Consider the following 9,439-nt stretch of genomic DNA (forward strand, 5'->3'; position numbering starts at 1 on the left):
GCCGCGTGAGCCGGGCCCCCTACTCGCGCGCGCGCGCCGTGCGCCAGCGCTCCCCGTCCCAGGCGCGAACCTCGATGAGCACCTCACCGGACGGCTCGACCGTCAGCCGGTGATAGGCGTTCGGCTCGCCCCTGAGCCGCGTCGACGTCGCCGTCGAGGCCTGCACGATCAGCATGCGCGTGTCGTCCTCGGCTTCGACGGCATGGGTGTGGACGTAGTCGCGATGCAGGTGGCCGGAGAGGACGAGCCCGATCCGCAGCTTCTGGAAGCAGGCCAGCGCCCTCTCCGCCCTGCCCACGATGGCGAGCTCGGGCTCGGTCTCCGGCGGATGAAGCGGATGATGAGCGACGACGATCCGGAACAGGTTCGGCGGCAGCTCCTGGACGCGCCTCCTGAATTTCCTGAGTTGCCCGACGCCGTAGCGACCTTTCGACCAGTCGAGTCCGAAGGTGAACCGGCGCGCCGTGTTGAGCCCGACGACGGCGACCGTGTCGTCGCGCCAGATCGGCTCGACGTCGCGCGAAACGAAGCGCCGCCACCGCCGGTAGGGGTCCAGGAAGCGCTCGAGCATGTTCAGGTAGGTGATGTCATGGTTGCCCGGCACCGCCAGAACGGGAGCGTTCAGGCTGCGGAGAAAGGCGCCGGACGAGCGGTATTCATGCCGGTGGGCGCGCTGCGTGAGGTCGCCCGAAACCGCGATCAGGTCAGGCGGGTCGGCGTTGATCTCGTCTCGGAGCGCCTCGACGACGCGTCGGTCCACCCGGTCGAAATGCAGGTCGGAAAGATGCACGATCCGGGTCATGCGGCGGCCTCCGGCGCCGCCGGTTCCTCGCTGCGCGGACGGAGCGCCAGCAGCGCCTTCGGGCGGATCCGGTAGAGAAGCGGAGGCTTCAGCAGCATCGTCTCTCCGTCGTTCATCACCCGCAGGAGCTTGCGCCGGCTCGTCACGGTGAGCTCCCGCACCCCGAAGGTTTCGATGTCGGGGTCCTGCCTCCAGTTTCCGATGGCGACCCGCGCCGAAATGCGGATGAGCGGCCAGGCGCTGAGACGCCGCGTGACGTAGAGCGCGAGTTCGCCCCCGTCGAGGCGCGAGCGGCTGAGAAAATGCCCGAAGCCCTCGTCATAGGCGTTGTTCGCGACCACGATCGCTTTGGAGCGAAAGGTGACGGGCCCCTGCCCCAGGTCCAGCCCGACGCGCAGCGGCGGGTAGCGGTAGAGGCCCTTGAGCCCCGCGACCACCAGCCGCCACCAGCCGGTCACGCCCATGTTCTGCCGCCCGCGCTCGCGTCGCTCGGCCAGGCGCGCGGGCACGCCCAGCATGGAGTTGCAGAGAAAAACGTGGCCGTTGACGTCCCCGAGGTCGATCGGGATTCGCTCGGCGGACGCCAGCGCCACGATCGCTTCGTCGAGATCGAGCGGAATGCCGAGGTCGCGGGCGAGCAGGTTCATGGTGCCGAGCGGCAGCGGCCCCAGCGCCTTGTCTGTGCCGGCAAGCGCCTGGGCGGCGGTCATGATGGTGCCGTCGCCGCCCGCGGTGATCACAGCCTCGACGGGTAGAGTGGCGGCATGCTCGACCCGCGCGACGAGGTCGCTGGCGTCTCCGTCGAGGACGGCACCGACGTCGAAGCCGGCTTCGGCGAGCTTCCGCTCCAGGTCGCGCGGCGCATCCGTCAGTCCGAGAAGCGCGCCCGACGACCTGTTGATGACGAGCGCGATCTTCATGATCGCGTCACGACCCCGTCACGGCCTCGTCCTGCTCGATGAAGCGGCGCAGCCGGGCCTGGTCCCGCCCCGCTCCCGTGATGAAGTAGAGCGCCGCGATCGCGAGCAGGAGGCCGATCGCGATCACGGGCGCGGTCCAGCTGCCCTGACCGAGCCGCACCAGGATCAGCGCGGCGCAGACGGCGGCGCCCAGCATCGGCACGAAGACCGGGACCTCGAACTCTCCCGTTCGCTCCGAAGGGCGGCGCTTCAACACGACGAGCGCGACGTTCACGACGGTGAACACGCTGAGCAGAAGCAGCACAGTGGCCGAGGCCAGTTCCTTGATGTCGCCGATCATCGCGAGAGCCGCCACCACGACGAGCAGCGCCAGGATCGCGATATGCGGCGTCCGACGGGTCGGATGCACGCGGCCGAGCGCCGCCGGCATTAGGCCCTGCTTCGACATGCCGTAGAGCAGGCGCGAGCCCATGATCCAGTTGACGAGCGCGGTGTTAGACACGGCGAAGATGCTGATCGCGGTGAACAGCGCCGGGGGCAGCCAGGGCGCGGCCTTCTCGACGACCGCGACCAGCGCCAAGCCCTCGGATCCGGCCAGTTCGCTCCAGTGCATCACCGACACGGCCGTGATCGCGATCGCCATGTAGATGACGGTGGCTGCCACCATCGCGAACACGATGGCGAGCGGCATGTTCCGACTCGGGTTCTTCACCTCCTCGGAGACATTCAGCATGTCCTCGAAGCCGATGAAGGAGAAGAAGGTCAGGACCGCGCCCTGCATCACGAGCAGCGTCAGGCCGGCGGCGCCGCTGTCCCCGCCCTCCTGGGGCGGGAACTCCAGCAGGCTGTTCGTGCCCCAGTAGCTGAAGCCGACCAGCACCACGAGTATCAGCCCGCTGGCCTCCACGATGGTGCAGACGACATTGGCCCACATCGACTCCTTGATCCCGCGGAGCAGGACGCCCGCCACCAGCAGCAGGAAGCCGAGCGCCAGCACCCAGGTCGGCAGGAACGAGCCGCCGAACAGCTGCTGCAGGCCCTGAGCCACCACGTTCGACTGGGTGGCGATCGAGGTCAGGCCGGAGCACACGACCGCGAGGCCGACGACGTAGCTGAGCAGCGGCGCTCCATAGGCGCGCTGGGTGACGTACGCGGCGCCGCCCGCCTTCGGATATCGTGACACGATGTTGGCGTAGGACAGGCCGGTCAGCATCGCCGCGACCATGCTGACCAGGAAGCCGATCCAGATCGCGCTGCCGAGATCCTTCGCGGCCTGACCGACCAGGCCGTAGATGCCGGCGCCCAGCATGCTGCCGAGGCCGTAAAGCGTCACCTGCCAGAGGCTGACCGAGCGGTCGAGGGTCGGCTCTCCCGCAGCGGCAGGCGCAGATCCCACGTCAATCGCAGCCATTCCGAACTCCCTCGCCCGCGCTTCATGGTTGAGCTAGCGCGACAGGGAGCGCCGCCAACGGCGCTGCGGAAAGAAGAAGGGCGCGGGAGCCGAAGCGTCCCGCGCCCGCCAAATGTCCGAGCCTTCGGCTCAGTTGGCGCTGCTGCTCAGCAAAGGCGTGATGTTGCGGACGGTGACGCGCCGGTTGCGCTCCTCCGCCGCTTCGGTCTTCACCTTCAGGAACTGCTCGCCATAGCCCTGCGTCGTGAGGTTCTCCGCCGGGATGTCGAAGTACTTGGTGAGGATCTCGGCCACCGACTCCGCTCGCCGGTCGGAGAGCGACAGGTTGTCATCGTCGCTGCCCACCGCGTCGGTGTGGCCCTCGACCATGAACACCGTCCTCGGGTTCTTCTTCACGGCCTCCTCCATCGCGAGGCCGACATTCTCGAGCTTCTTGATCTGATCGTCGCGGACCTCCCAGGAGCCCGTGTCGAAGGTGATCGTGTCAAGATCCACACTGCGCACGCGTTCGCGCAGCGGGGCGTTCTGCCGGATCTCGTCCAGCGAGTAGCTGCGCTCGAGCCGCTCCACCGGCGGCGCCATGAAGGTCCGTTCGATCACCTCGTAAGACGCTTCGTCGGCGTCGACCACGTACTCTTCGCGCGGGATGGTGATGCGCGGCGGGGCGAGGTCGAGATTCACGAACACGCCGGTGCGCGCGCCGCGCGGCCGGTTGTCGATCAGCACGTACTCCTCGCCGCGATAACGGCGAACGCGCCGGATCAGCCGTCCGTCCTCGTCGGTGATGGTGATCAGAGCGTCCCCGCTTGTGTCCGCGGAGGCCGAGCCAGGAGCCGACGCTTCCAGGGAGGCGGGCTGATGAGCCTCGGCCGACGGCGGCTCCGCGAGCCAGGAGGTCCGGCAGCGGGCGCAGCGCAGCTTGCGGCCGGCATAGAGCGTCCCCTCCGCGAGCCGGTAGCTTGACTGGCAGGAAGGGCATGTGACGAGCATGGGGTCCAATCGCAGACGGGCGCGTCGCGGCGCGCCCCGGCAGGGCTGACGGGTCCTCGGGAGACCTCGCCACGTTATCGTTAATGGCCCGTTAAAACGTCGCGCTCACAACGGTTCGCGACGCAGAGACCCGCCGAAAGGGATCCGCTGATGTTGCGTTTCGAGAATGTGGGCCTGCGCTACGGCCTCGGGCCGGAGGTTCTGCGCGACCTGACGTTCGCGATCGAGCCGAACTCCTTCCAGTTTCTGACCGGGCCCTCCGGCGCAGGGAAGACCTCGCTGCTCCGGCTGATGTTCCTGGCCATGAAACCGACCCGCGGGCTGGTGAGGATATTCGGGCGCGACATCCTCACCCTCCCGCCGCGGGAGCTGCCCTCGCTGCGGCGGCGGATCGGCGTCGTGTTCCAGGACTTCCGGCTGCTCGACCACATGACGACCTACGAGAACGTCGCGCTGCCGCTCCGGGTCGCGGGGCGGGACGAGTCGAGCTATCGCGCCGAGGTGGTGGAGCTGCTCGGCTGGGTCGGGCTGGGGGAGCGGCTCGATGCGCTGCCGCTGGTGCTCTCGGGAGGCGAGAAGCAGCGCGCCGCCATCGCGCGCGCGCTCGTCGCGCAGCCGGAGCTGCTGCTGGCCGACGAGCCCACCGGCAACGTCGATCCGCAGCTCGCGCGGCGCATCCTGCGGCTGTTCGTCGAGCTTCACAAATCCGGCACCTCGGTGGTGATCGCGACCCATGACATCGCTCTGATGGACCTCTATGACGCGCGGCGTCTGGTGCTCCACGACGGCCGGTTGCACGTCTACGAATGAGCTCGAGGAACGGCGCGGCGCCAGCCGAACGGCGCGACAAGGACACGGCCGGGGCCCGGGCCCCCGAAGGCCGCGGACGCCCTTCTGCGAAGGCCGCGAGGACCCAGCCCTCCGCCAATCGGCGACAGGGGCCGATCGTCCCGGCGTCCTCCGTCTCCGGCAGCACGCTGGTCATCGTGATCGCGATCATGACCTATCTGGCGGCGTTGACCGTCGGAGCGGTGGATCTCGTGCGGACCGCCGCCAACGAGTGGTCGCAGGACGTGGTTCGCGAGACGACGATCCAGATCCGGCCGGCCGAAGGCCGCGACCTCGACGTCGCTGCGGCGCGGGCGTCCGAGCTCGCGCGGGCCGCCGCCGGCGTCGCCGACGTCAGGACCTATTCGAAGCAGGAGACCGCGCGCCTGCTCGAGCCGTGGCTCGGCTCCGGCCTGTCCTTCGACGATCTGCCGATCCCCCGCCTCGTGGTGCTGCGACTGGCTCCGGACGCGCGGTTCGACGCCGTCGGCCTCAAGGCGGCGCTCGACCGGGAGGTTCCGGGCGCCTCGCTCGACGACCACCGGCGGTTCCTGGACCGGCTGGTCTCGATGGCGCACACGATCGTGTGGCTCGGGGTGGGGGTTCTGGTGCTGATGCTGACCGCGACGGTGCTGTCGGTGGTGTTCGCGACGCGCGGCGCGATGGCCGGCAACCGGGACATCGTGCAGGTCCTGCACTTCGTCGGCGCCCGCGACGGCTATATCGCGGGCCAGTTTCAGCGGCGTTTCCTGAGGCTCGGCCTCAAGGGAGGCGTCGCGGGGGGGCTGGCTGCGACCGCCACCTTCCTGATCGCGGAGCTCATGGTCGAACAGGGGGTCGGGAGCGCGACCGTCGATCAGATGGACGCCCTGTTCGGGCGCTTCCAGGTCGGGTTTTCCGCCTATGCGGGCGTCGCCGCGATCGTGCTCTTGATCGCGGCCCTTACGGCGATCACGTCCAGGGCGACGGTTTACCGTACCCTGCGGGCCATGGGATGAGCATGATGGCGGCGCCGGACGAAGCGGCCCGGCCGGGCGCGAGACCGTCTTGCCTGCATCCGCGTCGGGAGGCAGTGTGCGAACGCGAAGTGATGTGCCGATCACATGGCGACTGATGTCGATCCCGCTCCGCCCGACGCGCGCCAGGGCCGACGCTCCTCGGGTTCCTGGGGCGCGCTCCGCCCGCTGATGATCGGGGCGTGCGCTGGCGCGCTGCTGGCGGTTGGCGGGTTCCTGGCGTTTGTGCAGATGGTGCCCCGCGGGGAGCAGGCGCCGCCGCAGCAGGCCGACGGCATCGTCACGCTCACGGGAGGGGCCGAACGGCTCTCCGACGCGCTCAGGCTGCTCGCCTCGGGCCGCGGCAAAAGGTTGCTGATATCGGGCGTCCATCCCGAGACGACGGAGCGCGAACTGGCGCGCGCCCAGCCGGATTATGAGGCGTTCGCACGCTGCTGCGTCGATCTCGGCCGGCGTGCGCTGAACACCGCCGGCAACGCCGTCGAGGCGCGGCGCTGGGCCGAAGGCCACGGGTTCCGCTCGCTCATCGTGGTGACTTCGGGGTATCACATGCCGCGAACGCTGATGGAGCTTTCACGCGAGATGCCCAACGTCGAGCTCGTGCCGTATGCGGTCGTGACCGAGAGGTTGCGCGAAGAGCCGTGGTGGCGCGACTGGCCGACGGCGCGGCTGCTCGCGGGCGAGTACGTCAAATATGTCGCGGCGCTGGTGCGGGTGCGCCTGGCGCCACGGCTGGCTCACACTGAGAACACGGCGGAAAGGCGGGCGGCGTCGCCCGACTGCTGCTCCTGAACGTTCACGCGAACCTGGACGCCACGGGCGCCGAGAGGGCCGCGCGTCCCCGCGCGGGCGGCGTCGTGCTTTGGCGTTCGGTCGTGTTCGACGTGGCCATGGCCATCCACGTGTGCCTCACCGCCGTTCTCGCCGGCCCGGTGGTCGTGTTCATGCCGCGCCGGCGCGCGCTGGCCGTTGGCAAGTGGTGGGCTCGCACGACGCTCGCCTTGCTTCGCGCCATCGTGGGGCTCGAGGTGGAGATCCGGGGACGGGAGAACATCCCGCAAGGCGCGGCCGTGGTGGCGGCGAAGCACCAGTCGACGCTCGAGACCTTCGCGCTGACGCCGGAGTTGCCCGATCCCGCCTTCGTGCTGAAGCGGGAGCTGACGGTCATTCCGTTCTTCGGCTGGTTCCTGCGCGGCCTCGACATGATCGCGATCAACCGCGCGGCGGGCGGCGAGGCCCTGGTTCAGATGCTGGAGCAGGCCGGGTCGGCGGCGCGGGACGGGCGCCAGATCGTGATCTTCCCGGAGGGCACGCGACGGCCGGTCGGCGCCCCTGTGCGGTACCGGCTCGGCGTCGTTCATCTCTACGACCGGCTCAAGCTGCCTTGCGTCCCGGTCGCGGTCGACACGGGCATCTTCTGGCCGCGCGACGGCGTCCGGAAACGCCGGGGGCGCACCGTCGTTCAGTTCCTGAAGCCGATCCCGCCGGGGCTCACGCGCGAGGAGTTCGAGAAGACGCTTCGGCAGCGGATCGAGGCGGCGAGCGCGGCGCTCGCCCGGGAGGCGCAGGGGCTGCCGCCGGAGGCACCGACCGGGCCGGACCAGGGCGCTGCTTGACAGGACGGTAACCCGGAACCCTTATCGAGCGATTGAAAAAACCAAGCGATTCGCCAATGAGCGAAACCCGCGACGATCCTGCGGCCTTCCTCGACGACGTCTCAGCCGCCGCCACCCCGGTCGCGGCGCCGGAGGACGACGGCCCGGCGCTCGCCGCGAAGGAGCTCAATTTCGAGGATCGCTACCGGGTCTGGCGCGGCAGGTCCGGCCAGCGCTACCTCGTGACCGTGATGCCGCTCGGCGAGGCGGTCGCCGTGGAGAACGGCGTCCTGTTGCTCGTCGCGCTCGATGGCGCCGGGGAGCGAAGGGTCGTCTGGGCGGGCGAGACCGGCATGTCCCTGCCGGGCCTGGCGGTCGGGCCGGGCGCGCAGCTCGAGGCCCATGTGCATCTTCTGGCCGGCAGCGCCGGCAGGCGCGCCGAGGCTCTCGCCGATCTCTTCAACGGCGCCGAGCGCTACTCGTCCGTGCTGACCGTCAGCGAAGCGGCCAGCCAGGCGAGGGTGGGATCCACGACCCCGAGGCGCTCGAGCTCCCGGGCCGTGTTGACCACGTAGTCCGGGTTCGGGCCCGCCAGGCCTTCAGCGCCCACGACGCGCCGCAGGGTCTCTTCCGGAGACAGCAGCCCGACATATTGCGGATGCGAGCGGTCGACCACGTAGGCCACGGCCATGACCTGGCGGCCGTCGCTCAGTTTCGCCGGCAGCATCTTTTCGACATAGACATTTGTCACGAGCTCGCGTTCGCGGAGATAGGCGAGCGTGCTGGCCGAGCGCGCCGCCTCGACCCGGAACGCCACGCCGCGGCAGGAGCCTCCGACGTCCAGTCCAAGAACCAGGCCGGGCCGCTCGGGAGTGCCTCGATGGCGATGAGACGCGATGCAGAGCGCGCGGTGATAGCCGTCGACGTCGGCGGGGCTCTGCTCCACGGCTTCGAAGCCGGGTCGCCACATCAGCGACCCGTAAGCGAAAACCCAGAGGTCGACGTCTGTTCGAATCATCGCGAAAGCTTCGCTAGGCGCGACGCGCGGTCTTCGGGTATCAGCGCCTCCGCCTCACGGCAAGTTCAGGCGCCGCGGCGCAACAGATAGGTGGACGCATGAGCCAGTCGGATCCCGCGGTCGACCCCGTCCCGCCGCAGCCCCCTCGGTCCCGTTGGCCGATCTTTCTGCCGTTCACCCTGCTGCTGATCGGCGCCGCGGCGTGGTCCGGCTTCTGGTTCTACGCCGCGAACCAGGCCGACGCGGCGATCACCGACGCGCTGCGGCGGGAGGCGGCTCACGGCCGCATCTACGCCTGCGCCGATCGTCGCATCGTGGGGTTTCCGTTCCGCGTGGAGATGATCTGCGACCGGCTGACGGTGACCGTGCCGGCGGACGGAGGCCCCGTGGTCGCGACCGCTCCGAAGTTCATAGCGGTCGCGCAGGTCTATGATCCGAAGCGGCTGATCGGCGAACTGACCGGCCCGGTCCAGATCACGGACGGCGACGGCGGACGGTCCGAGCTGAGCTTCGCCCTCGCCCAGGCGAGCATGATGATCGCCGACAAGCGGCTCGAGCGGACCTCCATCGTGCTGACGGAACCGCGACTGACCGCCGATGACGCCGAGTTCGTCGCCGCCAAGGCGCTTCAGCTGCATGTCCGGCGCGCGCCCGGGCAGAAGCCCGAGGGAACCTATGATTTCGCTGCGAAGCTCGATCAGGCGACCTCCCCGCTGCTCGACCTCGTGCCGATCGGGTCCGGGCCCGTGTTCGTGGAGTTTCAGGCGGAGGCCCGGGGCCTCGACGATCTGAGGCCGCGGCCGACGTCGGAGCGCCTGAGGGACTTCGCGGCCGCCGGCGGCCGCCTGCACGTCGCGCT

The 9,439-nt window shown here is 69.6% G+C and carries 11 protein-coding genes; 6 read left to right on the top strand and 5 right to left on the bottom strand.

Translation table 11 applies throughout. The features are described from left to right. Window positions 1–19: 19 nt before the first annotated feature. The 4 genes from ACIKT0_RS08610 to ACIKT0_RS08625 all read right to left on the bottom strand — a co-directional run bounded on the left by ACIKT0_RS08610 (window position 20) and on the right by ACIKT0_RS08625 (window position 4,123). Window positions 20–802 carry a metallophosphoesterase family protein gene (locus ACIKT0_RS08610; RefSeq protein WP_407104948.1) on the bottom strand — a complete coding sequence of 261 codons (783 nt, stop codon included), beginning with the start codon at window positions 800–802 and terminating at the stop codon, window positions 20–22. After that, entirely contained in the window at window positions 799–1,722 is a 924-nt protein-coding gene (locus tag ACIKT0_RS08615) for a diacylglycerol/lipid kinase family protein (RefSeq protein WP_407104949.1), read from the bottom strand. The genes ACIKT0_RS08610 and ACIKT0_RS08615 overlap by 4 nt, the downstream gene beginning before the upstream one ends. Before the next feature lie 7 nt (window positions 1,723–1,729). Continuing rightward, window positions 1,730–3,133 carry an APC family permease gene (locus ACIKT0_RS08620; RefSeq protein ID WP_407104950.1) on the bottom strand — a complete coding sequence of 468 codons (1,404 nt, stop codon included), beginning with the start codon at window positions 3,131–3,133 and terminating at the stop codon, window positions 1,730–1,732. Between the two features lie 129 nt (window positions 3,134–3,262). Then, entirely contained in the window at window positions 3,263–4,123 is an 861-nt protein-coding gene (locus ACIKT0_RS08625) for an OmpA family protein (protein WP_407104951.1), read from the bottom strand. A 150-nt stretch (window positions 4,124–4,273) separates the two neighbouring features. Between ACIKT0_RS08625 and ftsE the strand changes: the two genes are divergently transcribed. The 5 genes from ftsE to ACIKT0_RS08650 all read left to right on the top strand — a co-directional run bounded on the left by ftsE (window position 4,274) and on the right by ACIKT0_RS08650 (window position 8,137). Then, complete coding sequence (gene ftsE, locus ACIKT0_RS08630; protein WP_183395838.1) at window positions 4,274–4,933, top strand: cell division ATP-binding protein FtsE; 660 nt, start codon at window positions 4,274–4,276, stop codon at window positions 4,931–4,933. Beyond that, the gene (locus ACIKT0_RS08635; protein WP_407104953.1) at window positions 4,930–5,949 is read left to right on the top strand and encodes a cell division protein FtsX; all 1,020 of its coding nucleotides are present in this window, start codon (window positions 4,930–4,932) and stop codon (window positions 5,947–5,949) included. The genes ftsE and ACIKT0_RS08635 overlap by 4 nt, the downstream gene beginning before the upstream one ends. Before the next feature lie 105 nt (window positions 5,950–6,054). Further along, window positions 6,055–6,759: a YdcF family protein gene (locus tag ACIKT0_RS08640; protein WP_407104954.1), complete on the top strand. Its 705-nt coding sequence runs from the start codon at window positions 6,055–6,057 to the stop codon at window positions 6,757–6,759. A 65-nt stretch (window positions 6,760–6,824) separates the two neighbouring features. Further along, on the top strand, window positions 6,825–7,583 hold the full coding sequence (locus tag ACIKT0_RS08645; RefSeq protein ID WP_407104955.1) for a lysophospholipid acyltransferase family protein: 759 nt from the start codon (window positions 6,825–6,827) through the stop codon (window positions 7,581–7,583). 56 nt (window positions 7,584–7,639) lie between these two features. Beyond that, entirely contained in the window at window positions 7,640–8,137 is a 498-nt protein-coding gene (locus ACIKT0_RS08650) for a hypothetical protein (protein ID WP_407104956.1), read from the top strand. On the opposite strand, the gene ACIKT0_RS08655 is transcribed toward ACIKT0_RS08650, so the two are convergent. Beyond that, window positions 8,038–8,580 (bottom strand): gamma-glutamylcyclotransferase, encoded by a 543-nt coding sequence (locus ACIKT0_RS08655; protein ID WP_407104957.1) that lies wholly within the window; start codon window positions 8,578–8,580, stop codon window positions 8,038–8,040. The genes ACIKT0_RS08650 and ACIKT0_RS08655 overlap by 100 nt on opposite strands. 98 nt (window positions 8,581–8,678) lie before the next feature. On the opposite strand from ACIKT0_RS08655, the gene ACIKT0_RS08660 reads away from it, so the two are divergent. Then, window positions 8,679–9,439, top strand: a 761-nt coding sequence (locus tag ACIKT0_RS08660; RefSeq protein ID WP_407104958.1) for a DUF2125 domain-containing protein, incomplete at its 3' end; no start/stop codon positions are given.

This window comes from Hansschlegelia beijingensis (assembly GCF_045505405.1).
In the GTDB taxonomy this organism is placed as follows: Bacteria; Pseudomonadota; Alphaproteobacteria; order Rhizobiales; family Methylopilaceae; genus Methylopila; species Methylopila beijingensis_A.